Source organism: Halothece sp. PCC 7418, assembly GCF_000317635.1.
GTDB lineage: Bacteria > Cyanobacteriota > Cyanobacteriia > Cyanobacteriales > Rubidibacteraceae > Halothece.
The window spans coordinates 1,223,344-1,249,356 of record NC_019779.1; the positions used below are offsets into that span (position 1 = coordinate 1,223,344).

Sequence of the window (26,013 nt, forward strand, 5' to 3'; positions counted from 1 at the left end):
ATGACAACTGTTTTAATCGTTGAAGATGGTCACGCCGATCAAAAATTAATGGTTTCCCTGCTAGAACAATCAGGATATGAAGTCGTTGCGAAAAATTCAGTGGAAGAAGCAGAAAGCTGGTTACTTCAAGAAAAACATGATCCTGATTTAATTGTGCTCGATATTGTGATGCCTGGTTCTAGCGGTTTAGAATTATGTCGCGAAATTAGAGCAAATGAGACATTAAAAAATATTCCGATTGTTTTCTGTTCTTCTAAAAATAAAGAATTTGACCAATTTTGGGCGCTGCGTCAGGGGGGAAATGCCTATCTGACAAAACCTTTTCTCCCTAAAGAATTTTTGAATACTGTCGCTGAACAATTAGCGTCCTGATGGCAAAAGATTACTTTCAGATTACGGTTAGACAATCTCTCGGTTTACTAATTCCCATTTCAGAAACAGTAGAAGTGGTGACTTGTTTACGAAAAGAGATTTGTCCCATTCCAGGTGTTGTTCCGCCCTTAAGAGGGGTTTTAAACCAGCGCGGAAGACTACTGTGGATTTTTGGTTTAGGAGATGCTCTTCAGTTACCTCAAAAAGAACAAAGAAGACGCGCCCAAGATCGCTTAACTGTTGTCATTCTCACTTCACAAACCGAAACCAACCTTCGGTTAGGGGCTGTGGTGAGCAGTTTACAAGGGATTATTTCCCTCTCAGAAACCGCATTTGGTGAAGTTCCTTCTGGGTTTCGTCCCCAAGCCCGCCAATTTTTAGCTGGAATCACGAAAGTCAATGATAAAAAAGTTGCTATCGTTGATACTGCTGCGATTTTCGACCATTTACAACAATCCTCTCTTTCTAGTTATTCATCCGTATTATCATGACTCAATCCCCGATTTCTCAACAAATTGATATCGCAACTTTGGCTAGCAAAATCACCGAAGCCAGTCGCAAAGAAGAACAAGGTCAACTCGAAGAAGCTAGGCAACTGTATCAGGAGGTTGCAGAGGCTGATCCTCATGGCAGTTTGGGGGGAAGTGCTCTCCGCGCGATCGCGCATTTAGATGATATCAATAGGACAACGCCTTCTATTTCCATCTCTCAAGCTGAATCATCCACCGCAACTGCGCCAACCAACCCTTTACAACAAGGATGGCAATGGTTTAAGAATCGTCCGATTGCGAAAAAACAACTTGCCACACTGGGGATTTCTGAGGTGACATCTCTTGCACTGGTTGCAGTCAGTTCAGTATTACTTTTTGTTGGGTTACGAGCGCAATTAAAAGAACAAAGTCAATCAGAGTTAGCCGTTGCAGATATTGCCTATAACCTCAAAATTGACCAAATGGGCTTTGGTTTTCGCGGACAAGCGGATAACACCGCAATTATTAACGCAGCCATTGCAGGACAAGGAAATGATACTGTAGATCAAATTCTCAGTAACGAAATTCGCAAGCGTAAGATTGAATTTGCCACCTTAGTTAGTCCCGAAGCAAAGGTCATTGAGGATGCCAATGGTTTGGCGGTGGGAAGCACATTTAATCCCAATAATTTAGTTAATGCAGCGATTAACCGTGGGGAACAAATCAAAACCACAGAAATCATTAGTGCGGATACGCTCAGGGAAGCTAACCCGCCAAACTTGGACACATTTGATCTCGAAAACCGAAACAACTTTCTGATTCGCTACACAATTACCCCTGTTAAACAAGCAGATGCAACAGTAGGCGTATTGATTTCGGGAGACGTTGTGAAAGAGCCCATTGTGGAGAAAATTAATACATCTTTTGAAGGGGGTTATAGTGCTGTTTATCTGGCTCAACCCGATGGAGAATTTGTTTTAGGAACATCGCAAGAACAAACAGCAAATGGAATCGATGCCAATGTTGCTATCCCTTCCACTCAGTTGTTAGAAAAAGCACTGAATCAACCTGAAACAGTGGTAATCAATTGGATGAGTTTAGGCGGTCAAGGATATGCCACTTCCGCCCACGCGATTACAAATTATAGGGGAGAGCCGATTGGTGTTTTAGTGCGAGGAACCGCAGCCACGCAATTGAATCAACTTTTAAGTAATACCCTCATTACGCTAGCTATCTCAGTTGTCATTGCAATCATTGTTGATATTATTCTGGCGCGTCAAGTTTCAGGATTAATTGCCACCCCCATCCAGAAATTAAGAGAATCCACAAAACGTTTTTCACGGGGAGAAAAAGGGGTTCGCGCCAAAATTGAAACCAATGATGAAATTGGTGAGTTAGCCCGCACTTTTAATGAGATGGCGGATAATATAAATAATTCAGAAGCGATGATGGCAGAACAAAGCCGTCTTAAGGAAAAAGAAGCGGAATATCAACGTCAAGAAAGAGAACAACTGCAACAAGAAGTAGTGAATCTTCTGTTGGAAATTGATGAAGCGCGGAAAGGAGATTTAACGGTTCGCGCCACGGTTGTGGAAGGGGAAATGGGATCCGTTGCAGATGCGTTTAATGCCACGATTCGCAGTTTACGAGAAATTGTGATGCAGGTGCAAACGGTGGTGAACCAAGTGCAACAGTCCGCAACCACCAGTGAAACGTCAATTCAACATTTATCGGAAGATGCAACGACGCAAGCCCAAGAAGTGACTCATACTCTCAGCGCGATCGAGCAAATGAGTCAGTCGATTCAAGCAGTGGCAAATTCGGCGCAAGAAGCTGCGGACATTTCCCGTCAAACCCGAGAAGCTGCGCAAAGTGGGGAATCAGCCATGGATCGCACGGTTGGCAGTATTGATAATATTCGCAATAGTACGGGAGAAACCTCGAAAAAAGTGAAACGCCTCGCAGAATCGTCCCAAGAAATTTCTAAAATCGTGAGTATCATTTCTGGTATTTCCGAAAAAACCAACTTACTGGCGTTTAATGCTTCCATTGAGGCTTCTCGCGCGGGGGAACATGGGGAAGGTTTCCGCATTGTTGCGGATGAGGTGCGGAGACTCGCGGAACGGGTGACGGAATCCACGAAAGAAATTTCGCAGTTAGTAGAAACCATTCAAACTGAGACTGGGGAAGTGTTGGCGACGATGGAAGAAAGTACCGCTCATGTTGTCGCTGGAACCGAGTTAGTGGGAGAAACCAAGCAAAACTTACAACAGTTAGCCCAGTTGAGTGAAAAAGCAGATCAACTCCTACAGTCGATTTCTACCAGTACCGTTTCCCAAGCGGAAACCTCACAACAAGTTACGGGAACCATGCAAGGAGTGGTAGAAAAATCACAAGCCACGTCTAGCGAGTCACAAACCGTTGCTCAATCCTTACAGTCGCTGGTGCAATTATCTCAAGATCTCCAGAATTCTCTATCTCGATTCCAAGTAGAAAAACAACAGCAGGAAGAGGGTTAACTGATGTTAGATGCTACTCAACTCGACGCGATCGCGCAGGAAGCTCGGATGTGTTTTCTCTATGAAGATGCACCCGACTATCAAACCCAGTTAGAAGCAGGATTATCGGCATTATATAACGGGGAAAATGTATCCGAGGCAATTCACAGCTTAATGAAAACCGCCCACTCCCTCAAAGGCGGTGCAGGAATTGCTCAGCTTTCGGATCTGAGTACCCTCGCCCACCAGTTAGAAGACTTATTAGAAGCCCTCTATCATCAGCGCGTCACAGAAACGGATGTTGCTTATGATTTACTCTGTCAAGGGGTAGAGGAAGTCAGTGTCGTCATTGCGAATGCTTTACAGAAAGACACGCCACCCACAGCAGTCTCTTCTGAATTACTGAGCGCGATCGCGCAATTTCTCGACAGTCTCCCTGAAACAGGAGAAGAAAATCAAGAATCTGATTCAGCTACAGCAGAAGCAGAAAGCATTCCTTTTGCGATCATTCAATCAGCTTTAGAAGTAGATTTAGAAGAATGTATCGAACGAGTGGAACCGCTTCTAAACGCATCCAGTGATCAACTCATTCCTGCAATACAAAGTTTTTGTGAAGAATGTGTTCTCCTGGCGGAAACTTTAAGCCTCGATTGGTTACAACAAGATATTCAGCCCTTACAAACTGCTTTAAAAGAGGATCACGAAAACCTTTCTAGCATTGCTGAAACCACTCTCAATACTTTACGAGACCATCGCCAACAATGCTTAAACGGGGAAGCCCTCAGCACCCAATCGGAAACCGTTGATTCAGAAACGTCTCTCCCTGAAGTCACTCCCAGTAATCTCTCTGCTGATCCCGGATTGAGCTTAAAAATGCCCGTTACTCGGCTCGATCGCATGAGTAACACCTTTGGGGAACTAATTATTAACTATGAACGGTTGAACTTAATTAGTCAACAACTGCAAGCAGCCAATCGTTCGTTACATAAACATAGCTTCCAACTCTCGCCCATTAAAGAACAAGTCCAAACCTTTTATGACCAACTTGCCACAAACCTGAATTATTTCAATCAAACCCCAACCAACGATGAATTTGATCCCTTACAACTGGATCAATATAGTCACTTTCATCAAACGTTACAAGACTTTCAAGAATTAATGGTACGGGTGCAAGAAAACCGCGCGGATATTGATATTATTGCTCGTGATTTTCAAGACACCTTAGAAGAACTCCTCAGCTTTCTTAATACACTTCGGACTGATATTACCAATTCTCGTTTAATTCCATTTAAAACTTACGCCCAACGCTTTAATGTTCCCCTACAAAACTTAAATGAACGCTATCATAAATCAGTCCAACTCGTGTTAGAGGGAGAAGATACCCTTGTTGATCAAGTTATTTTAGAACAGTTACAAACGCCCTTAACCCATCTGTTTCGGAATGCCTTTGATCATGGAATTGAAACCACAGAAGAAAGAATAACTGTTGATAAATCGCCCATTGCGACAATTAAATTTCAGGCAAGATTACAAGGAAATCGAATCCTAATTGATATTAGTGATGATGGTCGCGGAATTAGTTTAGAAAACGTTTTTGCCAAAGCGAAAGCACAAGGGTTAACCCAACGAGAAAATCCTCAAGAATTAACCCGAGACCAAATTTTAGAATTTCTATTTTTACCGAACTTTTCCACCGCAAAAACCGTTTCTGATTTATCGGGTCGCGGAGTCGGTTTAGATGTGGTGCGAATGCAAGTGGAACGCCTCAACGGTACTGTCAATATTGATTCCACTCTCGGTCAAGGAACAACCTTTACACTTTCGATTCCGCTTACTCTGAGTATTTTACCCTTTCTGCTTTGTCGCGCCCAGCAACAAACCCTTGCCATTCCTGCCAGTAAAATTTTAGCCGTGGTTAGCCTGAAAGAAATGTCAGAGAATCAAACTCTGATTTGGCATCAGCAACGGCTTCCCGTTTATCCTTTATTACAATTACTACCCTATCCTGACCCGATTCCCCCCAGTGGTCAAGAACCCATTGGCTTAGTTTTAAATATCAATGAAACTCTGATTGTTGTGGGAATTGACGGCTTACAAGGAGAACGAGAATTAGTCGTCAAACCCTTTGATCGCACAATTCCGGTTCCGCCTTATGTGGCTGGCTGTACGGTTTTAGGAACAGGAGACGTGGTTCCTGTGGTTGACCCCGATTATTGGGGTGATCTCTTATCCTTCGTTCAATCGCCAACCCTTGCATCTCATACCACCCATCAAACAGACAAAGATCCAACGATTTTAGTCATTGATGATTCGGTAGCGGTTCGACGCAACCTGGAAAGTTTACTCACTAAATCAGGCTATGACGTGATTAGTTGTCGCGATGGGAAAGAAGCCACTGCAACCCTTGATGAACCGGGAAAAGAAATTAATGTCGTCATTTCTGATATTGAAATGCCTCGTTTAGATGGGTTTGGTGTTTTGCAAGCGATCCGGTCTCATTCCCGTTGGCATTCTCTCCCCGTGATTATGCTAACCTCACGGGAACACGAACGACATCGACAAAAAGCGTTTAGTTTGGGCGCAACGGATTATATTGGGAAACCATTTAGTCCGCAAAAGTTACTAACAACGGTTCAACAGTATGCCTTGGAGACGGTAAGATAAACTTTTTCAGCCGACCCTAATAAGCAATCTTCAGGAATAATAAGGTCTATGGGGTTCACCGAATAAAATTAAGGAACAAGTGAGAGAATTGATTACTTCTGTCGTTACATCACTAACCGCTAATCCTCCTGCTGTGCGACGACGCAGCGATCGCAGCACGACGAGATCAAACGATCGCGCAGCCCGAATAATGACTTCAGAAGCGCGATCGTAAGCAATGGTTTTAATCCGATAATTAATCTCTGCGCCTCCTTGCTGCAAGACTTGTTCAATCTCTTGTTCAAACGCTAAGATTTGATCTTTCGTCGTTCTCGGGTCACACACATGAAGATACGTTACCGAAGATTGATGCGTATCCGCAAACAACTGAGAAAACCGAATCACCCGAACCGCAGACACGCTGAGGTTTTTCACGGGAACGAGAATCCGACGCAGATTAATCGGTTCATCCAATAAGCGCGTGACCACCACAGGACAATGAGACGACCAAATCACATTATTAATTAAATTGCCAAATAAGCGCGATCTTAACCCCGTTGTCGTTTCACTCCAGCCCATTACAATTAAACTTGCTTTTTGTTCTCTGGCGGTGCGAGTAATCCCTTCTGCGATATCGTCATCAATGCGTAATAGCGGACTCGCCTTAACCTGAAACTCGTTACTGTACTTTTCCCCCTTCGCTAAGAGTTTTTCTTGCTGCTGAATGGACACAGAAAGCTGTGGTTCATCCATGTGGACATGGGCTTGTACTACCGTTAAGGGAACAAGGATTCCCGACTCGTGACGGGCTAACAACGCTCCCATTTCAATTAAATAGCGTTCTGTCATCGGGTTATATACAGGAACGACTACCGTAAACAAATTTTCTTGGGCTTTCACTAAAGCAGGATTAATAATCTCCTGTTGTAATTCTTCCTCCACCTGTTCCCACCAAACCCAATCTTCTCCCGTATTCAGTCCAGTTGTCGCTAAAGGAAGTTTACTTCCAAAACGTTCCGTGAATAACGGCCCCACTAAGGAAGTCACCAGCATTAAAACAATGACTGTATTAAAGACTGCTTGCGGAATTAACCCCGCTTGTACCCCTGCTAGAGCAGCAGCTAAGGTTGCAGCCACCTGCGGTAAGGAAAGCGACCACATCGTCAAGGTTTCATCCCAAGAATAGCGATAGAACAGTTTAGCGAGAAACGCTGCTAAAAACTTAGATACAAATAACCCCACAATCATCGCCAAGGGGAAAGCAAAATTAAAGCGAAGGGTTTCAATAAAAACAGGAATATCGAGTAATAAGCCCATACTGACAAAAAAGAAGGGAATAAATAGGGTACTGCCAACAAATTCCACTTTTTCCTCCACAGGGCTGTGTCCTACGACATCATTCACCGCTAAACCCACTAGAAACGCCCCGACAATTTTATCGACATTAACCAGTTGCGCCCCCACTGACGCGAGAAATACCACCAACAAGACAAACAGAAACTGATTACTTTCCTCGTCTCCCGTGCGTTGAAAATATTTTTTACCTGCCCAATCGACCCCAAATAACACCAAAGCAGAATAAAGAACAAGCCCCACCAATTGCAAAGTTAAGCTAGTAGCAGACAAGTCTCCCGCATGAATGGCGATACAAATAGCAAGAACTAACAATGCAGCAATGTCAGTGAAGATTGTTGCGCCAATCGTGACAATGACCGATTCATTACTACTAACCCCAAGCCGATTCACAATCGGGAAGCCTAAAAGGGTATGGGAGGCAATGAGAGAACCAATGAGAATGGACGCATTCCAGCCATAATCAAAGCCTTGGGCAATACCGAAGCCGAAAACAAGCGGGAACATAAATGTAGCCAGACCAAAAGAGATCGCGCGATTTTTCTTTTTCCGAAATTCCTCTAGATCAATTTCTAGACCTGCCACAAACATCAAATAGATTTTCCCCACATCCGACAGCAGTTTCATGGTTTCGCTGTCCTTGTTGAGGAGTTGTAAGCCATCATTACCGAGAATAATACCCGCTACCAGTAGCCCCACTAATCCTGGTAAGCGCAACCGCTCAAAAATGGGAGGAATGGTGAGGCTAACAAGGAGTAGAATGGTGAATTCAACCAGTGGACTATCGGAGATAAAAGAAAACAAGGTCGCTCCAACTGAATCAACAAGAAAGTTAACCTGATCATAGTTCACCGAGTTTGATCTGCGATGACCCCCGACCTTCGCTGCGGGGGATGAGCTTAAAAGACACTATTCCCGATCAAACTATTCCCATTCGATGGTACCAGGGGGCTTAGAGGTAACATCATAGACAACACGATTCACGCCTTTGACCTCATTTACCATGCGATTAGAAATCGTTTCCAGGAGGTCATAAGGAACGCGCGACCAGTCAGCAGTCATCCCATCTTCACTGGAAATCAGACGTAATACGACCGGGTGGGCATAGGTGCGTTTATCCCCCATGACACCAACACTTCGGATAGGAAGCAGTACCGCAAAGGCTTGCCAAAAATCTTGGTAGCAGTTTTGTTTTTTGATCTCATCCCTGACGACAAAATCAGCATCGCGGAGAATGTTTAAACGTTCTGCGGTGACTTCCCCGATAATACGAATCGCTAAACCTGGCCCAGGGAAGGGATGGCGTTGAATAATTTCATCGGGTAAACCAAGGGATGAGCCCACTTTTCGCACTTCATCTTTGAAGAGTTTGCGTAAGGGTTCAACTAGCTTAAAGCGTAAGTCTTCGGGTAAACCGCCAACATTGTGGTGACTTTTAATTTTAACCGCAACCCGTTCTCCTGTTTTCGGGTCAACGTTGGTGTCTGCGGACTCAATGACATCAGGATAGAGTGTTCCTTGGGCGAGATAGTCAAACGGTCCGAGTTCTCGGGATTTTTCTTCAAAGACTTTAATAAATTCGTGACCAATACGACGGCGTTTTTCTTCAGGATCACTCACCCCTTCCAATTGCGCTAAAAACCGATCGCGCGCGTTAACATATTCAACAGGAATATGAAAGCGATCTTTAAAAATCTCAAGCAACCGTTCCGGTTCTCCTTTCCGCATAAACCCTTGGTCAATAAACATACAGACCAACTGATCGCCAATGGCTTTGTGAAGCAAAAAGGCAAGGGTTGAGGAGTCCACACCGCCAGACAGGGCAAGTAAGACGCGCTTTTCCCCGACTTTTGCCCGCACTTCCCGCACGGCTTCTTCCACAAAGGCTTCTGATGTCCAAGTGGGTTCGCACTGACAAACTTTATACACAAAATTCCGAATCAGAACCGCCCCACCCACAGAATGAACCACTTCGGGGTGAAATTGAACCCCGTAGAGTTTTCTGTCTGGATGCGCGATCGCGGCACAAGGGGTATTGTCCGTATGGGCTAACACCTGAAAACCTAGAGGAAGTTCAATGCAGGAGTCACCATGACTCATCCACATGGTTGCGCCATCTTCAACCCCAGGAAACAAAATTTCTTCCTCATCAATATGGAGAGAGGCTTTACCATATTCAGCGTGTTTCGCCCGTTCGACCACTCCCCCCAACTGTTGTACCATCACTTGCATTCCGTAACAGACACCAATGACAGGAATGCCTAAATCCCAAATTTTTGGGTCAACTTGTGGGGCTCCTTGATCATAAACGGAACTGGGACCGCCTGAGAGAATAATACCGTGAGGGTTTAATTTCTTGAGTTGTTCTGCGGTTGTCCGATAGGGCAGAACTTCTGAATATACTTGAGTTTCACGAATTCGCCGAGCAATCAGTTCCGAGTATTGAGAACCAAAATCAAGGATCGCAATCATTTGCCGATTGATGCTACCTGTGATTTCTGCTTGCTCGATCGCTGCACTTTTTTGGGAAGAGTCAGTTGAAATAGTCACGGTGTTTGCGGGGATAAATTATAAAAGCAGACTAGCAATAGAATTTTGGGTATTCCTTTATCATAGCAAGGAAATACTTGTAATATTTCTTAATATTACTCCTACTTTAACATAATCTGAAGTCACTCATTCGGAGGTGACAGCAACTATTGCAATAATCCTGATGCAATTTCATCAACTTCTATATTTTCAACACCGCGTTCAATAATATCTGGCGATCGTTGGCGACGTTTCTTTTCACTGATCGGAGAAGATTGCATCAGATGAATCGCTTTGCTGTAGGCGGACATACGCCGTTGATGGAGAAACAAATCAGCAGCTTGTCGCCAATCTAAAAAGGCTTCTTGGTGATCTCCTAATTTCTTTTTCGCTAAGCCTCGATTATAATAAGCATTTGCGTATTGAGGATTGCACGCCAGAGCATGATTATAATCCTCAATCGCGCCCTGAATGTTGCCACTGTAGAACTTAGCCACTGCGCGATTATAATATCCTTCTGTCAAGTAAGGATTGGCGCGAATCACATGGCTAAAATCGGAGACAGCTTCCTGATAAGTTTGAAGTTGACAACGAGTAATCCCCCGATAATAATAAGCCTTAGTGAGATGAGGCTTGAGTCGGATCGCATGATTACAATCGGCGAGTGCTTGCTCATATTTTTTCAATTTAAAACAAGTTCCGCCTCGGGTCGCATAAACTTGGGCATCTGTATCATCTAGTTGAATTGCATAATTACAGTCTGCAAAAGCAGCTTTATATTTTCTCAACTTAAAATATCCTCTTGCTCGATGTCCATAGGCTTCGGCATAGTCAGGCTTCAAATCAATCGCATGGGTAAATGACTGAATCGCCTCTTGATACTGTTTGTTGGTATAGAATTCCTGACCTCGTTGAAAATGAATTTTAGCCTGTGTTGAAGATTGACCGACAAGAAACGACCAATTAATTTTTTCAGTCCAATCCAGTAAAACCATTTTTCATTAGCTCACTTTAAATATCTTTTTTATTTCTATTTTTATTGTATTCTAAATCACACTTAAACTAGAATCGTAAAAGCGATGAATTTTCGAGGATGAAATATTTATTAATATCAGTAATTTTTTCTAATCGTGAGGTAAGGCAAGGAAAAATCAGCTATACTGTTTCTTTTAGCTGACACGCAAAGGCAATTCCCACAATCATGCAGTTTGATCTTATTATCGTTGGTGCTGGTGCTGCTGGACTTTATACCGCTTTATGTCTTCCTCAGAATCTTCGGATTGCCATTGTCAGCAAGGAGAACCTGAAAATTGGCGCGAGTGACTGGGCGCAGGGAGGAGTTGCAGCAGCGATCGCGCCAGGAGATTCCACAGACAATCATTATCAAGATACCCTCAAAGCGGGAGTTGGCTTGTGTATTCCAGAAGCAGTCAGGTTTCTCGTTGATCATGCAGCATCTAGCATTGAAACCCTTGTTGAATTAGGGGTAGAGTTTGACCGTAAAGGGGAAGAACTGGCGATGACCCTAGAAGCAGCCCATTCTTATCCTCGGGTGCTTCATGCTGCGGATACCACAGGACGCGCCATTGTTAATACTCTCACCGAACAAGTGCTAGCCCGTGAGAATATTACGGTGATTCCTCAAGCCTTTGTTTTACAATTGGAGGTTAATCCCCAAACCCAACACTGTGAAGGGGTTCGTCTATTACATGAAAATAAAATTCAATGGGTGAAAGCACCCGCCGTTATTTTAGCCACTGGCGGTGGCGGACAAGTTTTTGCCCAAACCACAAATCCCACAGTCAGCACGGGAGATGGTGTGGCTTTGGCTTGGCGTGTCGGTGCATTATTAAGAGATATTGAGTTCTTTCAATTTCATCCCACAGCGTTAACAAAACCAGGTGCGCCTCACTTTTTAATTACAGAAGCGGTGCGGGGAGAAGGAGCGCATTTAGTGGATGAAACTGGGTATCGGTTTGCGTTTGAATATCATCCGAATGGGGAATTAGCCCCTCGTGATGTTGTCAGTCGTGCGATTTATAATCATCTCCACAAAACCTCGGATGACCCTGCTCATGCGACAGTTTATTTAGATTTACGCCCGATTCCAAGAGAACGCATTGAATATCGCTTTCCGAATATTATCAAAGTCTGTCAGTCTTATGGCATTGATGTTTTCTCACAACCGATTCCAGTCGCCCCCGCAGCCCATTATTGGATGGGAGGAGTCGCCGTTGATATTAATAGCGCAACCTCTATTCCAGGCTTATATGCGGTGGGAGAAACGACAAATACAGGGGTTCATGGCGCGAATCGTTTAGCGAGTAATTCTCTTTTAGAATGTTTGGTTTTTGGACAACAATTTAAGATGATGACAGTGCAGCCCTTAACCGATGTTCCGACATCAGAAACCTTGACTTGGGGAGAAACCAATTGGGCGGAAGAAGTCAATTATCTACAAGAGTTGAGAGAAGCGTTACGGGTTTTAGTTTGGGATAGTGCTGGAATTTCTCGCACTGAAGTCGAGTTAGCCCAGGGGTTAGCGCAAGTGGAAGCATGGCGGGAAACTGTTGCGGAGTTGAGTATTGCTGAGTTTTTACAGGGAGAAACCTTAAAAAGCGCGATCGAATTTAGCGATCCCAACGCGGAACAGCAATTGCGTTGTGCTGGAGAAACGTTTAATCTATTGGATGTAGCGTATTTAGTGCTGAAAAGTGCTTTATTTCGTGAAGAAAGTCGAGGCGGACATTATCGTTCTGATTACCCGCGATCGCGCTCAGAATGGCAGGTTCATACGTTGATCCAAAATGACACTTGGTGGACAATGGGGAGTTACCAGTGACCAGTTACCAGTGATCAGTGACCAGTTACCAGTTACCAGTTACCAATGAACGAAGAACAATGAACCAAGAACAAATAACAAATGACTAATGACAATCGAAAAATTAATGAACTAAAACGAGAAATGCAAAGGCTTTATGAAGAAGTAAAGACCTTAAAAATTGATGTTGCGTACTCCGCCGTGAGACGACGAAGCCTGCGGATGACCGTTGGTCATATTTCGGAAGGCTTTGATCATTTGAGTGAAGATATTGATAGATTAAGAGATGAAGTACGGAAAAACCATTACCAACTTTCTCATCAAATCAATCAAGTTTTAGCACGTCAAGAAGTGATGTTAGAAGCCTTTACTAAACTTTCGGATTTACCAGAAGAGTAACGTAATAATTAATAATTAACAAAGAACAATTAATAAAGAACAATTAACAAAAATGCGGACATACTATTGCGGAGACTTAAAAGCAAAACAAATTGGTGAAACAGTAACCTTGTATGGTTGGGTGGATCGTCGTCGGGATCATGGCGGTGTGATTTTTTTAGATGTGCGCGATCGCGCTGGTATCGTGCAAGTCGTGAGTGATCCAGAACGGACACCCGATTCCTATCCCCAAGCCGAAAATATCCGTAATGAGTATGTGGTGAAAGTGACAGGGCGAGTGAGTCAACGTCCTGAAGAATCCCTCAATCCCAATCTTCCCACAGGCGAGGTGGAAGTCTATGCGGATGAAATTGAAGTTTTAAATGCAGTACGGAAACAGCTTCCATTTCAAATTTCCAGTGATGAAGCCGATGCTGTCCGAGAGAATATTCGCTTAAAATATCGCTATCTGGATTTACGGCGGGAGAGACTCAATCAAAACCTCCATTTACGTCATCAAGTCGTTAAAGCCATTCGTCGCTTCCTCGAAGACGAAGAAAACTTTGCAGAAGTGGAAACCCCCATCCTCACCCGTTCCACTCCCGAAGGCGCAAGAGACTATTTAGTTCCCTCGCGAGTGAATCCTGGACAATGGTTCGCCCTTCCGCAGTCGCCTCAGCTATTTAAGCAACTATTGATGGTGTCTGGGTTTGACCGCTACTATCAAATCGCTCGTTGTTTCCGTGACGAAGATTTACGGGCGGATCGTCAACCGGAGTTTACGCAGCTTGATCTGGAAATGAGTTTCCTCTCTGAAGACGAAATCCTTGATCTCAATGAACGGTTAGTTTGTCATATCTTCAAAACCGTAAAAGGGATTGATCTCCCCCGTCCGTTCCCGCGTTTAACTTACAATGAAGCCATGAGCCGTTATGGCAGCGATCGTCCTGATACCCGTTTCGGCTTAGAATTAGTCGATGTGTCTGATATTGTCGCCGATTCTGGCTTTAAAGTCTTTTCGGGTGCGGTCAAAAGTGGTGGTTTGGTGAAAGTTTTACCCATTCCAGGGGGGAATGATCAAATCTCCAACGTCCGCATTAAATCGGGCGGTGATTTATTCAAACAAGCAGCAACCGCAGGCGCGAAAGGCTTGGCTTATGTCCGAGTGCGGGAAGGAATGGAAATCGATTCCATTGGCGCGATTAAAGATAACCTCAGCGAAGAACAAAAACAAGAATTACTCCGACGCACGGGCGCACAACCTGGACATCTCTTACTGTTTGGCGCGGGAGATACCGTCACCGTCAATAAATCTTTAGATCGCGTCCGTCAAGCATTAGGGGAAGAAATGGGATTAATTGATGAAAATGCGATTAATCTGCTTTGGGTGACTGAGTTTCCCATGTTTGAATGGAATCCCGACGAAAAACGTTTAGAAGCTCTTCATCACCCCTTTACCGCCCCCCATCCTGATGATTTAGAGGATATCAAAACCGCACGAGCGCAAGCCTATGATTTAGTGTATAACGGTCTTGAAATCGGTGGCGGAAGTCTGCGGATTTATCAGCGAGAAATTCAACAACAGGTGTTTGCAGCCATTGGCTTATCCCCAGAAGCAGCAGAGGAAAAATTTGGTTTCCTTCTCGAAGCCTTTGATTATGGAACCCCTCCTCACGGCGGAATTGCTTACGGGTTAGATCGCCTCGTCATGCTATTGGCGGGAGAAGAATCCATTCGCGATGTGATTGCATTTCCGAAAACCCAGCAAGCCAGTTGCTTGTTAACTGAAGCCCCTAGTGCAGTGGATGAAAAGCAACTGAAGGAACTTTATGTTGCTTCCACCTACGATCCGGAGATGGAATAATGGCAAAAAATCTAGAGCACTTAACGATTCATCAGTTTCGAGGCTTACCAAAATATCACGGGTTTAAAGCTGCTCACGCTTTGCTCCGCTGCCCTTAAGGGCGTTCTGTGTTAATATAGGGAAATACTGGAAAGGTATTCAACCAGTCTAAAAACCTTGATCTCTCGTCGAGATTAAAGCAATCAACAAGAAATTTGGTTGTCTAAATAGTACCCAATTGCCTTGGGAAACTAGAGGGAAACCTCAAACGACTGAGGAGACTTCCGCCTCTGTTAATGAAGGGAAACCAGAGTTAGTAAGTGGTGTCGCTGAGCCAGTAACTACCTTCGGGTAGGAATCACCGTCCTTCTAGGGCGGTGAGTATGTCAAGTTGGTTGTTTCCACAAGGAACTCAAGAAACCTCAGGGGAAATAATGATCGCAGGAGAAGGCAATTTTTCGTTCAATGACCCCCACCTCACAAAGTAGGTGGGGGTCATTGAAGCAAGTTTCTCTCATCTTCACTGGGTAAATAGAGCATTGCTGTTTGTGCATCTTCATCTGCTTCCACCCAGATCTGAATCGGTAGTTCAGTTTCTACCCCATGATGAGGAATGGAGAGTCCCACAAAACGTTCTCCGTCTTCAGCCTGACGACCCATCAGATTAAGAGAGGTGTCTTGGATGTCCCATAGTTGCAGGGGGCGAGTAAAATTCCAATTTTTCATTAATCGCTGTTGATTTTGGAATTTAATAAAATGTCTTAATTCTTCCATCCCATCTTCTGCGGGGAGAAATAAATAAGGTTGTGCAGCGACAATCAGGCTGATTAACTCATTGAGTTTCTCATCATTTTCTTTTAAATCTAAAATGCCCTGAGTTCCCTCTACTCTAATCTCTGGTGTCTCCATTCTCATTCCTTTGCCTCTTTGGTGGCAATTTTATCACAGGGAAAAAGATTGGATTGGGATCTGTCTTATATGAAATACAAAAAAGTGTGCGACATACCCTTAGAAAGGGGGGCTAATGGGGGATTATTAAACCAGTTTTATGTAGCAACCATAAGTGGATTCCATATTAAATTGAATCAGTAGTGCTAGATCTGTTGCTTGGGGCAAATTCCCGAATGACTAACGACAATTTTAGAAATCCTTGCTCTCGTTACACTGAGGGTTAAAGGAAGTCTCATGATCAAAACAGACTTCTGATTTCCTTTACCCCATCTTGGATGTCTCCCATGTTTAGTTTTCTGGTCTTACAAGCTCTAGCGATGGGGTTGATTAGTGCCTGTTCATTGCCCCTAGGAGCATTGACGGCTCGTTTCTGGCAACCGAGAGAGCGTGCATTAGCTTTTCTGATGGCGTTTGGGGCGGGAGCATTACTGTCAGCGTTAGCCATTGATTTGGTTAATCCTGCGGTAGAAGCTGGACATTTTTATCCTCTCGCTTTCGGATGTATTTTAGGTGGATTATTATTTCTGTCCTTAAACCAATTATTGAATAATTATGGGGGATTTCTGAGAAAAGATTCGATTACGGCTCATTACTTCCGCGCTCGTCAACGGCGACGATTTAAGCGGATGTTATCGAATATGGGTCGAATTGATGTGTTTCAACAGCTAGCCCCTGGAGAAATTCAACAACTTGCCAATAGCGTTTTTAGTCGTAAATATCCAGCAAGAACACGAGTTTATCACTCTCGTGAACCCTCAGAAGGTCTTTATATCATTGAAGAAGGGGAAGTTGAGCTTTTAGATCCAGAGCAAAACGCTCGTGTTGTTAAGCGATTGACGAAAAATGATGCTTTTGGACGGATGGCATTTTTTACGGGTGCGCCTCACGCCACGATCGCGCTGACAAAAACGGACACTCGACTTTGGATCTTACCGAAAACGGCTTTTGATCAATTGCTCAAGACCTCCCCAACATTAGTGGAAGCGGTAAAACAGTTTCTCAAAAGTCATGAAATTGCGTTTTATTTACAAAAGCGACAAGGAATCTCGCCCAAAAATGTGAAAGCATGGGTGAAGCGGGCGGTTGAAGAAATTGAAACTCGCAGTGCGCCACAGGAAGTCATTTCCGTTGAGCGTAAAGATCAAGAACTAGAGCATATCTTAACTCAAGTCCGACGAGTTCCGATTTTCCAAGATTTATCCCCAGAGGATACGCGAGCCATTGCAGGGCGTGTTTTTTGCAAACGACATCCCAAGGGTCACACCTTTTTTCATCAAGGTGAACTCGCTGATCGGATGTATATTATCGAAAGTGGAGAAGTGGCGTTAATTGACCGTACCAATCCACAGCGACAGCCTTTAACGTTGGGAGAACGGGATGCTTTTGGCAGTCTATCTTTTTTAACGGGAACTTTCCACACGGCGACCGCGATCGCGAATACCGAAACCACAGTTTGGGTCTTGCGAGAACAGGATTTTAATCAACTGTTACAAAAATCACCGCTTCTGGAAAGGGCGGTTAAACACTTTTTACAAGAAGGAGAAGTATTTCACTATCTGCAAGAACGACAAAATTTTGATTTGGATCAAGCTGCGCGTTGGACTCGAAAAGTGATTAAAATCATGGATGCGGGTCAATTCATTCCTTCTGCTGCGGAGATGAGAGATGCAATTCAAGAACACCGTAGCGCACCTCTGGCGATTTGGTTGGGGTTAATGCTGGATGACATTCCAGAATCATTAGTCATCGGTTCGAGTTTAGTCCACTCTCAGGTTAGTTTTTCCTTGATGGCTGGCTTATTTCTCTCTAACTATCCCGAAGCCCTTTCCAGTTCCGTGGGAATGATGCAACAAGGCTTCCCCTTTCGGCGAGTAATGATGATGTGGAGTTCTTTAACTGTGGTGACAGCAGTGGGGGCTGCACTGGGAAGTCTCTTTTTTGCAAGTGTATCGCCCTTTCTCTTTTTTTTCGTGGAAGGATTAGCAGCTGGTTGTGTACTCACAATGGTTGTGGAAACGATGTTACCCGAAGCCTATCTGAAAGGGGGATCAATTATTGGATTTTCCACTTTAATCGGGTTTCTAGCTGCTTTATTTTTTAAAACGTTCGAGTAGTTAAGTTTGATAGGATTGCGGAAGAAATTGTTTAAGAATTGTTTTTGGTGCGCGATCCCAATTGTCTCGATGATGATAAATTAATCCGTCTTCATTTAGTTTATAAGTGGAATCACCATTAAAAAAAATATTTGCTTGCCAAGGAACGCGCAATTTTCCTCTAACTGTCCACCAAACTTTAATCACGTTATTTTCGGTTTGTTGGATATCATGAACATCAAAATAAATCTCGGTGAAGAATAAACGGGCGTGAAAGCGGAGTGTCCAGAAAATAATCCGATAATTGAGTTTGCCCTGAAACAGATTAACAGGGTCTTTGAAAAAGATATTTGAACTATAAATTTGATAAGAAATATCTTTTTTGAATAAGGTGGGGAGATCTTGCCAGAGTTGCGCGATCGCGCTTTCTACTTTAGTTTGATAATCGGATTGAGTTAAAGACATCTCGTTTGTTATAGCGTTTCCTAGTTGGTTGAGGTACGTAATGCGAGTCGGTGGATGTTCATGGTTCATGGTTCATGGTTCGTGGTTCATTGATTAACAACCAACAAATAACAAAGAACGAAGAACAAAGAACAAAGAACAAAGAACCAAAATTTAGAATGTACCTCATGAGATTGGGAAGTGCTATATTCATTATTTGTTCTTGGCTCATCATCTAAACGAGGGACCCTTGCTAAACTAGCAATGAACCGCAATTCTATTCTAAACCCGTGTTATCTGTTATTTCCCAAACTAGCCAACAAGTTCGTCAAACTTTGTTCAATTCTTGGACAGTGGGTGTCTTACTGGTTGCACTCCTCATCGCTACCCCAATTCTATTCATTGTTGCGAGTGTTTTTGCAGACACAGGAGACATTTGGCAACATTTAGCAACCACAGTGCTTCCAGAATATCTCCAAAACTCTTTGACCCTGATGATTGGGGTGGGCGTTGGCGTGGCGATCATTGGCGTGGGGACGGCGTGGTTGGTGACGATGTGTCGCTTTCCTGGCAGTCGGATTCTAGAATGGGTGTTGTTACTTCCTCTTGCTGCCCCTGCTTATCTCTTAGCTTACACTTATACTCACCTTCTGGACTTTTTTGGTCCAGTTCAAACTGCGCTGCGATCTGTTTTTGGTTGGGTTAGTGTGAATGATTACTGGTTTCCTGAAATCCGCAATATTTACGGCGCGATCGCGATGCTGATTTTGGTCTTATACCCTTATGTTTATCTGCTGGTGCGGGTGGCGTTTTTAGAACAAGCAACAGGAATGTTAGAAGCCAGCCGTTGTTTGGGGTGTAATCCGTGGCGGAGTTTCTTTACGGTTGCGCTTCCTTTAGCGCGTCCCGCGATCGCCTCGGGAGTCGCATTAGTTTTGATGGAAACCCTAGGAGATTTTGGAACCGTTCAATATTTTGGCGTAACCACTTTTACCACAGGAATCTATCGCACTTGGTTTGGAATGGGTGAACGTCTCGCAGCAGCACAACTTGCAGCGGTATTGATGCTATTTATTGCGGTTTTAATTTTATTAGAACGGTTATCTCGTAGCCAAGCCCGCTATTACCAAGCGGGAGGAAGTTTTCAAGCCCCACCGAAACATCAACTCTCTGGATTTCGGGCTTTATTTGCAATGATCGCTTGTGTTCTTCCTGTTCTATTCGGATTTATCGTCCCTGCCGTTTATTTGGTCTATTTAACGGTTGCCAATCGAGACTATACCCTCAATCAAAGTTTCTGGGATATTGCCCAAAATAGCCTGATTTTAGCGGTCATTAGTGCCATTTTAGCCAGCGCGATCGCGCTGTTTTTAGCCTATGGACAACGCCAAGGAAAGTCCTGGTTACTTAACCTTGGAGTCCGCATTTCTGCAATGGGGTACGCCATCCCCGGAACCGTTATTGCAGTGGGAATTTTAATTCCAGTTACCCGTTTAGATAAAGCGATTGATAACTGGATGCGAGCAACATTTGATGTTTCTCCAGGCTTACTCCTTAGTGGAACAATTACTGCTTTAATTTTTGCTTATTTAGTGCGATTTCTTGCCGTTTCTTTTAATGCGGTAGAATCCAGTTTAGAGAAAATCAAACCCAGTTTAGACGAAGCCTCTAGAAGTTTAGGACATAGTGTTAGCAGCACCCTCATGCGGGTTCATACGCCGTTAATGTCGGGCGGAATTTTAACAGCAGTAATGTTAGTTTTTGTGGATGTCATGAAAGAACTTCCTGCAACGCTTTTGATTCGTCCTTTTAATTTTGATACCCTCGCTGTTCAAGTGTATCAATATGCGTCTGATGAACGATTAATTGAAGCAGCAGCACCTGCTTTGACCATTATTTTAGTGGGAATTATTCCAGTAATTTTCTTAAGTTTTAAGATTGCTCAATCTCGGAATGGTTAATGAGATATCACTCTCCAATTTTCATCCTCTCTCTATTATAAATATTGCATGATTCCCCCCGCAGAGGACAGGGGGAAATTTGAAGGATGTAAATTAATTAGAAATATAGCCGAGTTCTTCCAGTTTTCCTAATACTTTGCCGACACTTTCTTCTAAAGATTCTAAATCAGTGCGACATTCGACTTCTGGATTGGTTGGCGGTTCGTAAGGATCATCAATTCCTGTGAATTTTTCAATTTCTCCTGCTCGCGCTTTTTTGTATAATCCTTTGACATCTCTTTCTTCGCAAACATTTAAAGGCGCGTTGACAAAAACTTCCAGAAAATCTCCAATTTGTTCGCGGACTTCTTCTCTGACTTCCCGATAAGGAGAAATGGCGGACACCAAAACAATTACACCATTACGGGTCAGCAGATGAGAGACAAAGCCAATGCGACGGATATTGGTATCACGGTCTTCTTTACTGAAGCCTAAACCTTTGGTGAGGTTTTGACGGACAATATCCCCATCTAAGACTTCTAGTTTTTCACAATTGCGCGATCGTAACTCTTGTTCTAGAGCTTTTGTAATTGTTGTTTTTCCCGCACCACTTAAACCAGTTAACCAAATGGTTACACCACGATGTTTCATGAAGAACTTTCCTAATTGATTTACTAAAGACTCAATCTGCCATCATACTTGACCACAGGGAACTTACGTTAGTCTCAACAAAAACTTTTTTCTGGTCACTGGTTACGGATCAACTTGTGCGATTCAGAGAACTATCTCCTAAACTAGGATTGTTGAAATAGATTCTTATTAAGGTCTAATGAGTTTTGAAAATGGAAATCACGGTCAGCCCCTCTGGAAACGTCGCCAACTGCTTAAATGGGGAGCAGCAGGAGTCGGGCTTTTGGGAACAAGTCTCCTGTTCAACCCAGCAGCCCAAAGTAGAAGTAAACCCATTATTCCCCCTCCCCCCGAAGATACTCCTTTACGGGGGAATGGCGTGAACCCCTTTACTTTCCTGCGGGAATTTGATTACGGAACAGTTAAACAAGAAAATGGGCGCACAGTACGCGAATTTTATCTAGAAGCCACTTCAGGAATTATTGAACTCAATACGGTTGTTTCCTTTCGGACTTGGGTTTATAACGATCGCGTTCCAGGTCCGACCTTAAGAGCCAAAAGTGGCGATCGCGTGCGTGTCATTTTCAACAATCAAGCAGGACGCTTTCACACAGTTCACTTTCACGGGATACACCCCGCCTCAGAAGATGGGGTTCGCTCGGTACGCCACGATGAACAAGTGGTATATGAATTTGACGCTCAACCCTACGGCGTTCATTTGTACCATTGTCACGTTGAACCCGTCACCCGTCATATTGGGAAAGGACTTTACGGAATGTTTATCATTGATCCACCTGAACCTCGTCCCCAAGCGGATGAAATGGTTTTAATTATGGGGGCTTATGACACCAATGAAGACGAAGAAAATGAATTTTATGCCTTTAATGGGATTCCAAACTATTACGATGACTATCCTATTCCCATCCAAAAAGATCAACTGATTCGGGTATATCTCCTAAATATGATGGAATTTGCTTCTGCTGCAACCTTTCATCTTCATGCCAATATGTTCAAAGTATATCGCACAGGTTCGACGTTAACCCCTCATGAAATCACCGATGCTGTCACCATGGGTCCCTCGGAACGGCACATTCTAGAATTTTCTTATCAGTATTCTGGAAAATATATGTTTCACCCCCATCAAGACTGGATCGCAGAACGAGGCTGTATGGGGTATTTCCGAGTTGTTGAAAACGTTTAATCAAGTCGGTTGGATCTTTATTGAACTGCGTTCGATCCAACCGAAAATCATTTAACTATGGCGTTTCTTAGTCTATTGAGTCATCTCCTCAATTTCTTCTGCCATTTCCATCACTTCCTCTGCACTAAACACAGGTTGGGAAGGAGGCATAATCGTCGGCCAAGCAGCAGAAATCTGTCCGACCATCATAGATAATTGAGCATAGGCTTCTGGATTCGTTTGCACTGCTTCCTGAGCGTTGTTATAGAGTAAGTCTCGCGCTGTCGCAACAAAGCCTCTGCCATCTTGATACTCTGGAATATCAGTAAAGGTATTCCCTTGTAAGGCAATTTCATATTCTGCAGCAGCCGTTGAAATTAGCGTTGAAATTACTTCTCCTAAAAATTCTGCTGACTGACGCTCACTAAGGGGGACAACATTTTCCGAAGCAGTGAGAACTCCCATTGCTTCCTCGTAAGCCTTTTTTATTTCTCTTTCCGAAGCACCACTTGCAGCCAGTTCACTTAAGTTAGTCAAAGCAGCATCAACGGGGCGATACAGTCCCTTTTCTTCCAAACTAGGGGCAAGAGAGGTTAAAATTTCTTTTGCAGGGTGTTCAAGGTGAGTTTGAGCCATTTGATCTTCACCACGCATATATAAATCGAGTCCAGCAATGAGATGACCTTTCATGAGGCGAATATTCGTCATATAGTCGGCATTACTACTGACTTCACCGCCTTCACCGCCTTCAGAGCCTTCACCGCCTTCAGCACCTTCACCGCCTTCAGAGCCTTCACCACCTTCAGCACCTTCACCGCCTTCAGAGCCTTCACCACCTTCAGCACCTTCACCGCCTTCAGAGCCTTCACCGCCTTCAGAGCCTTCACCGCCTTCAGAGCCTTCACCGCCATAGGGATCATAAGGAGTAAAGCCTTCACCGCCTTCAGAGCCTTCACCGCCTTCAGAGCCTTCACCACCCTCAGAGCCTTCACCACCTTCAGAGCCTTCACCACCATAGGGATCATAAGGAGTAAAGCCTTCACCGCCTTCACTACTTTCACCACCCTGAGCAATGAAATACGACATTTCTTCGCTTGTAGAAGAAGTTACCGCTTCTGTTGCTTGAGCGGGAGAAGTAACAGCACAAGTTCCAGCTAAAACATAAGCGCCAACACCAACCCAAAGTTTGATTTTTTGATTCATCTATTATCTCCTTAATAAGAAAACTTTTCAAAAACAAAAGTGCTGACAAATTATGGCATTTAAATTTCAGTTTTGCAAATTTATTGCATATCTCTTGCAAAGAAACAAGACCCTGTAGCCAAAACAACTAAAATCAAGTTATGACTTCATTAACAATTCTCGGACTTGATCCAGGACTTGCCACACTAGGCTTTGGTTGTGTCAGTGCTGCTAAAGTCCAAAAAACACCTGTCAATGGAAGCAAGAAACTGAAAGACTATCAATCGAGTGTTGATCAGCCAGTACAACTTATTGAATTTGGTGTTATCGAAACTCCTGCTCAACAAGCTGTAGAACAACGATTAGCAACGATTTACGACGACTTACATTGCGTTATTGCTGAATTTACTCCCGATTTAGTTGCGATCGAAAAACTCTTTTTTTATCGGATGGCAAACACAATTGCCGTTGCTCAAGCCAGAGGAGTGATTCTATTAACTTTAGGACAGAATCAATTACCTTATGTGGAATTTAGTCCCCCTGAAATTAAACAAACCCTCACAGGTTACGGGAAAGCAGATAAACAAGAGGTACAAACAGCGATCGCGCGGGAACTTAATCTTGATTCAATTCCCAAACCCGATGATGCAGCAGATGCGTTAGCGGTTGCGCTTACTGCTTGGTATCATCAGTAGCCGTCAAAGTTGAGATGAGTTGAATTTTTTCTTGAAACCCTCCGCGTTCTTCTCGCCGTTTTTTTTGCTGAGCAAGAATCGTTTCTTTGTCAAGTTCTGCGGTAATAATTAGAGTGTCAATCACTTCGTATAAATCAGCGAGTTCTTTAACCAGTTCTTCTGGAGAGGCTGTTGTTACTTCTTCGGCTTCTTCAATCAATTTTTGACGCAACGCTTGTTGATAATCTTCATCTGACAAGATCGTGGTTTCGCACTGATTTCCTGAATTTTTAATAATTTCAGGAACGCGATCGCGCACTAATTTATAATAATATTTTTTCATCAACTTTCGCAGTCACTCTCAATTTCAACATCTAACGTTTCTTCATCAACAGTAATATAAAGAACATTCGGATTACAACAAACTTGACAATCTTCAACATAACTTTGTTGGTTACCTGCGCTAACATCAATAAAAGTAGAATTGGTTTCACCACAAAAAGCACAGATAAATTCGGCAGTATTTTCCATGATAGATTTTTGATCTGATTTGAGATAGATTATGAGAAAGACGACACTGACAGAAAGTCAGTTCCAACTCTATCTTTTGAGAGAAATCTGATGAGAAGTGAATGGGTTTAAGCCCTTGACCGAACAACCCAATACGGCTTTTACACCAAAGTTCTCATTCGTTCTTCTTAACATTTTGTTACGCTATAAGTAATTGCATGAGCAAGCAAGGAATCAACAATGAATAATAATATCCGTGTCGGTAATCTATTTGGAATTCCCTTTTATGTCAACCCTTCTTGGTTTCTAGTGCTCACCCTAGTGACTTGGGTTTATGGTAGCCAGTTACAAAATTTCCCGCAACTGGTGGGGATTGCACCTTGGCTGCTGGGACTAGTTGCTGCACTGCTACTGTTTTCTTCCGTTTTAGCCCATGAGTTAGGACATAGCTTTGTGGCGATTCAACAAGGAATTAACGTCAATTCCATTACCCTATTTATCTTCGGTGGTTTAGCGAGTTTAGAAGAAGAATCAAAAAGTCCAGGGGATGCTTTTCTGGTCGCGATCGCGGGACCCGTTGTTAGTTTAATCCTATTTGGAGTTTTCACGTTTGTTAACGTCTCTTTCCCTTTATCAGAACCGCTAACTGCAGTCATCGGCTTACTGGCTACAGTTAACCTCATTCTTGCCATCTTTAACATGATTCCGGGCTTACCTCTTGATGGTGGGAATGTCTTAAAATCCATCGTTTGGAAGATCACTGGCAATCAATATCGTGGTATTTTTATCGCCAGCATTGTCGGTCAATTTATCGGTTGGATTGCGATTGTCCTCGGGGTCTTTTCTGTTTTTGGAATTACAGAATTTGGCAGCTTATGGACAGCATTAATTGGCTTTTTCTTACTCCAAAATGCTGGAAGTTCTGCTCAATCAGCAACCCTTCAAGATAAGCTCAGTCGCTTCACCGCAGAAGAAGCAGTTAGTAAAAACAGTCCCGTTGTTGCTGCCGATTTCACCTTACGGGAATTCGTCAATGAATATGTCATCGGAAAAGGGGAATGGAATAAATTTCTGGTGACCGATGAAGAAGGAAAACTGATTGGTCAACTGAATGTTGATGACTTAAAAACTATTCCCACTTCCGAATGGAATCAGCAAACAGTTCGAGAGTTAACCAAACCCCAAGAAGTCAACTCAGTTAAACCAAAACAATCCTTACTCGAAGTTGTGATGATGTTTGAAAAAAACAAGCAAAGTGAAGTTGCTGTCATTGGAGAAAATGGCGTTGTCTTCGGGTTAATTGAAAAATCTGGAATTGCTAGTTTTCTTGAAGAACATCAAGAAGATCTAAAAGCTGCTTAATTGAGGAAAGTGGGAGATCAGGTGAGGAGGTGAATCCTTAATTTTGCCTCTTCGCTATTCCTGATTAAAGGAGGATAAAACATCAAAAACCCGCAACCGTTAAGCCGACTAGGGAAAACCAGATGACCTAACAATTGCGA

At 43.4% G+C, this 26,013-nt stretch carries 21 protein-coding genes; 12 read left to right on the plus strand and 9 right to left on the minus strand.

Features of this window, described 5'->3' with window-relative positions; all coding sequences use genetic code 11:
- Genes PCC7418_RS05600 through PCC7418_RS05615 form a run of 4 tightly spaced genes read left to right on the plus strand, consistent with a single transcriptional unit; the run spans window position 1 to window position 6,004 of the window.
- Entirely contained in the window at window positions 1-372 is a 372-nt protein-coding gene (locus PCC7418_RS05600) for a response regulator (protein WP_015225204.1), read from the plus strand.
- Complete coding sequence (locus PCC7418_RS05605; protein ID WP_015225205.1) at window positions 372-863, plus strand: chemotaxis protein CheW; 492 nt, start codon at window positions 372-374, stop codon at window positions 861-863. Before PCC7418_RS05600 ends, PCC7418_RS05605 begins: the two co-directional genes overlap by 1 nt.
- Window positions 860-3,361 (plus strand): methyl-accepting chemotaxis protein, encoded by a 2,502-nt coding sequence (locus PCC7418_RS20735; protein WP_015225206.1) that lies wholly within the window; start codon window positions 860-862, stop codon window positions 3,359-3,361. Before PCC7418_RS05605 ends, PCC7418_RS20735 begins: the two co-directional genes overlap by 4 nt.
- 3 nt (window positions 3,362-3,364) lie before the next feature.
- Complete coding sequence (locus PCC7418_RS05615) at window positions 3,365-6,004, plus strand: hybrid sensor histidine kinase/response regulator (protein WP_015225207.1); 2,640 nt, start codon at window positions 3,365-3,367, stop codon at window positions 6,002-6,004.
- A 30-nt stretch (window positions 6,005-6,034) separates the two neighbouring features.
- Here the strand turns inward: PCC7418_RS05615 and PCC7418_RS05620 are convergent, their stop codons facing one another.
- From PCC7418_RS05620 to PCC7418_RS05630, 3 genes are all read right to left on the minus strand, one after another.
- On the minus strand, window positions 6,035-8,140 hold the full coding sequence (locus PCC7418_RS05620) for a cation:proton antiporter (protein WP_015225208.1): 2,106 nt from the start codon (window positions 8,138-8,140) through the stop codon (window positions 6,035-6,037).
- A 120-nt stretch (window positions 8,141-8,260) separates the two neighbouring features.
- Window positions 8,261-9,808, minus strand: coding sequence for a glutamine-hydrolyzing GMP synthase (gene guaA / locus PCC7418_RS05625; protein WP_171814937.1), 1,548 nt, complete (start codon window positions 9,806-9,808; stop codon window positions 8,261-8,263).
- A gap of 224 nt (window positions 9,809-10,032) precedes the next feature.
- Complete coding sequence (locus PCC7418_RS05630) at window positions 10,033-10,860, minus strand: tetratricopeptide repeat protein (RefSeq protein WP_015225210.1); 828 nt, start codon at window positions 10,858-10,860, stop codon at window positions 10,033-10,035.
- Between the two features lie 206 nt (window positions 10,861-11,066).
- Here PCC7418_RS05630 and nadB point away from each other — a divergent pair, with 206 nt between their 5' ends.
- The 3 genes from nadB (at window position 11,067) to aspS (ending at window position 14,928) form a co-directional block, all read left to right on the plus strand.
- Complete coding sequence (nadB, locus tag PCC7418_RS05635; RefSeq protein ID WP_015225211.1) at window positions 11,067-12,707, plus strand: L-aspartate oxidase; 1,641 nt, start codon at window positions 11,067-11,069, stop codon at window positions 12,705-12,707.
- Between the two features lie 81 nt (window positions 12,708-12,788).
- Complete coding sequence (locus tag PCC7418_RS05640; protein WP_015225212.1) at window positions 12,789-13,085, plus strand: hypothetical protein; 297 nt, start codon at window positions 12,789-12,791, stop codon at window positions 13,083-13,085.
- 52 nt (window positions 13,086-13,137) lie between these two features.
- Window positions 13,138-14,928, plus strand: a complete 1,791-nt coding sequence (gene aspS, locus PCC7418_RS05645; protein ID WP_015225213.1) for an aspartate--tRNA ligase — start codon at window positions 13,138-13,140, stop codon at window positions 14,926-14,928.
- A gap of 474 nt (window positions 14,929-15,402) precedes the next feature.
- Here aspS and PCC7418_RS05650 read toward each other — a convergent pair whose 3' ends face one another.
- Window positions 15,403-15,822 carry a hypothetical protein gene (locus tag PCC7418_RS05650; protein ID WP_015225215.1) on the minus strand — a complete coding sequence of 140 codons (420 nt, stop codon included), beginning with the start codon at window positions 15,820-15,822 and terminating at the stop codon, window positions 15,403-15,405.
- Between the two features lie 320 nt (window positions 15,823-16,142).
- On the opposite strand from PCC7418_RS05650, the gene PCC7418_RS05655 reads away from it, so the two are divergent.
- Complete coding sequence (locus PCC7418_RS05655; protein ID WP_015225216.1) at window positions 16,143-17,972, plus strand: cyclic nucleotide-binding domain-containing protein; 1,830 nt, start codon at window positions 16,143-16,145, stop codon at window positions 17,970-17,972.
- Here the strand turns inward: PCC7418_RS05655 and PCC7418_RS05660 are convergent, their stop codons facing one another.
- On the minus strand, window positions 17,973-18,416 hold the full coding sequence (locus PCC7418_RS05660; RefSeq protein WP_041596160.1) for a DUF2358 domain-containing protein: 444 nt from the start codon (window positions 18,414-18,416) through the stop codon (window positions 17,973-17,975).
- A 269-nt stretch (window positions 18,417-18,685) separates the two neighbouring features.
- Here PCC7418_RS05660 and PCC7418_RS05665 point away from each other — a divergent pair, with 269 nt between their 5' ends.
- Complete coding sequence (locus PCC7418_RS05665; protein WP_015225218.1) at window positions 18,686-20,356, plus strand: iron ABC transporter permease; 1,671 nt, start codon at window positions 18,686-18,688, stop codon at window positions 20,354-20,356.
- Window positions 20,357-20,449: 93 nt separating this feature from the next.
- Here PCC7418_RS05665 and cysC read toward each other — a convergent pair whose 3' ends face one another.
- The gene (gene cysC / locus PCC7418_RS05670) at window positions 20,450-21,022 is read right to left on the minus strand and encodes an adenylyl-sulfate kinase (RefSeq protein ID WP_304411998.1); all 573 of its coding nucleotides are present in this window, start codon (window positions 21,020-21,022) and stop codon (window positions 20,450-20,452) included.
- 142 nt (window positions 21,023-21,164) lie between these two features.
- On the opposite strand from cysC, the gene PCC7418_RS05675 reads away from it, so the two are divergent.
- Window positions 21,165-22,166, plus strand: a complete 1,002-nt coding sequence (locus PCC7418_RS05675) for a multicopper oxidase domain-containing protein (protein ID WP_015225220.1) — start codon at window positions 21,165-21,167, stop codon at window positions 22,164-22,166.
- Between the two features lie 72 nt (window positions 22,167-22,238).
- Here PCC7418_RS05675 and PCC7418_RS20445 read toward each other — a convergent pair whose 3' ends face one another.
- Window positions 22,239-23,348 carry a hypothetical protein gene (locus PCC7418_RS20445; RefSeq protein ID WP_015225221.1) on the minus strand — a complete coding sequence of 370 codons (1,110 nt, stop codon included), beginning with the start codon at window positions 23,346-23,348 and terminating at the stop codon, window positions 22,239-22,241.
- Between the two features lie 140 nt (window positions 23,349-23,488).
- On the opposite strand from PCC7418_RS20445, the gene ruvC reads away from it, so the two are divergent.
- Window positions 23,489-24,022: a crossover junction endodeoxyribonuclease RuvC gene (ruvC, locus tag PCC7418_RS05685; protein ID WP_015225222.1), complete on the plus strand. Its 534-nt coding sequence runs from the start codon at window positions 23,489-23,491 to the stop codon at window positions 24,020-24,022.
- On the opposite strand, the gene PCC7418_RS05690 is transcribed toward ruvC, so the two are convergent.
- Together PCC7418_RS05690 and PCC7418_RS05695 are read right to left on the minus strand one after the other, a co-directional pair.
- Window positions 24,000-24,344 (minus strand): nucleoside triphosphate pyrophosphohydrolase, encoded by a 345-nt coding sequence (locus tag PCC7418_RS05690; RefSeq protein ID WP_015225223.1) that lies wholly within the window; start codon window positions 24,342-24,344, stop codon window positions 24,000-24,002. The two genes, ruvC and PCC7418_RS05690, sit on opposite strands and share 23 nt — an antisense overlap.
- The gene (locus PCC7418_RS05695) at window positions 24,344-24,532 is read right to left on the minus strand and encodes a CPXCG motif-containing cysteine-rich protein (protein WP_015225224.1); all 189 of its coding nucleotides are present in this window, start codon (window positions 24,530-24,532) and stop codon (window positions 24,344-24,346) included. Before PCC7418_RS05695 ends, PCC7418_RS05690 begins: the two co-directional genes overlap by 1 nt.
- Window positions 24,533-24,751: 219 nt before the next feature.
- On the opposite strand from PCC7418_RS05695, the gene PCC7418_RS05700 reads away from it, so the two are divergent.
- Window positions 24,752-25,873, plus strand: a complete 1,122-nt coding sequence (locus tag PCC7418_RS05700) for a site-2 protease family protein (RefSeq protein ID WP_015225225.1) — start codon at window positions 24,752-24,754, stop codon at window positions 25,871-25,873.
- The last annotated feature ends 140 nt before the right edge of the window (window positions 25,874-26,013 follow it).

Bases quoted from the DNA above. Each gene is read 5' to 3' on its own strand.
- PCC7418_RS20445 (WP_015225221.1), bottom strand. From the start codon at position 23,348: ATGAATCAAAAAATCAAACTTTGGGTTGGTGTTGGCGCTTATGTTTTA.
- PCC7418_RS05675 (WP_015225220.1), top strand. From the start codon at position 21,165: ATGAGTTTTGAAAATGGAAATCACGGTCAGCCCCTCTGGAAACGTCGC.
- PCC7418_RS05605 (WP_015225205.1), top strand. From the start codon at position 372: ATGGCAAAAGATTACTTTCAGATTACGGTTAGACAATCTCTCGGTTTA.
- PCC7418_RS05600 (WP_015225204.1), top strand. From the start codon at position 1: ATGACAACTGTTTTAATCGTTGAAGATGGTCACGCCGATCAAAAATTA.
- guaA (WP_171814937.1), bottom strand. From the start codon at position 9,808: ATGATTGCGATCCTTGATTTTGGTTCTCAATACTCGGAACTGATTGCT.
- PCC7418_RS05700 (WP_015225225.1), top strand. From the start codon at position 24,752: ATGAATAATAATATCCGTGTCGGTAATCTATTTGGAATTCCCTTTTAT.
- PCC7418_RS05650 (WP_015225215.1), bottom strand. From the start codon at position 15,822: ATGAGAATGGAGACACCAGAGATTAGAGTAGAGGGAACTCAGGGCATT.
- PCC7418_RS05655 (WP_015225216.1), top strand. From the start codon at position 16,143: ATGTTTAGTTTTCTGGTCTTACAAGCTCTAGCGATGGGGTTGATTAGT.
- PCC7418_RS05615 (WP_015225207.1), top strand. From the start codon at position 3,365: ATGTTAGATGCTACTCAACTCGACGCGATCGCGCAGGAAGCTCGGATG.
- PCC7418_RS05690 (WP_015225223.1), bottom strand. From the start codon at position 24,344: ATGAAAAAATATTATTATAAATTAGTGCGCGATCGCGTTCCTGAAATT.
- PCC7418_RS20735 (WP_015225206.1), top strand. From the start codon at position 860: ATGACTCAATCCCCGATTTCTCAACAAATTGATATCGCAACTTTGGCT.
- PCC7418_RS05695 (WP_015225224.1), bottom strand. From the start codon at position 24,532: ATGGAAAATACTGCCGAATTTATCTGTGCTTTTTGTGGTGAAACCAAT.
- PCC7418_RS05630 (WP_015225210.1), bottom strand. From the start codon at position 10,860: ATGGTTTTACTGGATTGGACTGAAAAAATTAATTGGTCGTTTCTTGTC.
- aspS (WP_015225213.1), top strand. From the start codon at position 13,138: ATGCGGACATACTATTGCGGAGACTTAAAAGCAAAACAAATTGGTGAA.
- ruvC (WP_015225222.1), top strand. From the start codon at position 23,489: ATGACTTCATTAACAATTCTCGGACTTGATCCAGGACTTGCCACACTA.
- nadB (WP_015225211.1), top strand. From the start codon at position 11,067: ATGCAGTTTGATCTTATTATCGTTGGTGCTGGTGCTGCTGGACTTTAT.
- PCC7418_RS05660 (WP_041596160.1), bottom strand. From the start codon at position 18,416: ATGTCTTTAACTCAATCCGATTATCAAACTAAAGTAGAAAGCGCGATC.
- PCC7418_RS05640 (WP_015225212.1), top strand. From the start codon at position 12,789: ATGACTAATGACAATCGAAAAATTAATGAACTAAAACGAGAAATGCAA.